The sequence below is a fragment of the Isoptericola croceus genome, assembly GCF_029382255.1.
GTDB lineage: Bacteria > Actinomycetota > Actinomycetes > Actinomycetales > Cellulomonadaceae > Isoptericola > Isoptericola croceus.
Genome location: NZ_JARLLG010000269.1, coordinates 1 through 271 on the forward strand (window position 1 = coordinate 1; position 271 = coordinate 271).

Below are 271 nucleotides of genomic sequence, written 5' to 3' on the forward strand. Positions count from 1 at the left end.
CTGGCTCAGCTGATCCAGACTAGCGAGGCTTGTGGCTAATAGAATCGGGTTACGAAGCGCGACCAAGAATACCGCCCCCCCGAGAAGAATCCGCCTGGTGAGCGCTGCCATATAGCTCAGCATGCTCACTCCTTCCAAGGCGTTTACCGTAGACCATAGCCCTATCTGCTCCTGTACCCAGATGCTGTGAAAGCCCAGCACCTCGGCTCGCTGGACATAGGCCTGGATCATTTCCATTTCCAGCGGTAGGCGGGTACAACTCTGAGGAGCT

Annotated in this window: 1 protein-coding gene; it reads right to left on the reverse strand. The window is 56.5% G+C overall.

Features of this window, described 5'->3' with window-relative positions; translation table 11 throughout:
* Nucleotides 1-237 (reverse strand): LLM class flavin-dependent oxidoreductase (locus PZC42_RS23155; RefSeq protein WP_368860289.1); only part of this gene is annotated, 237 nt, incomplete at its 3' end.
* Nucleotides 238-271 lie beyond the last annotated feature (34 nt).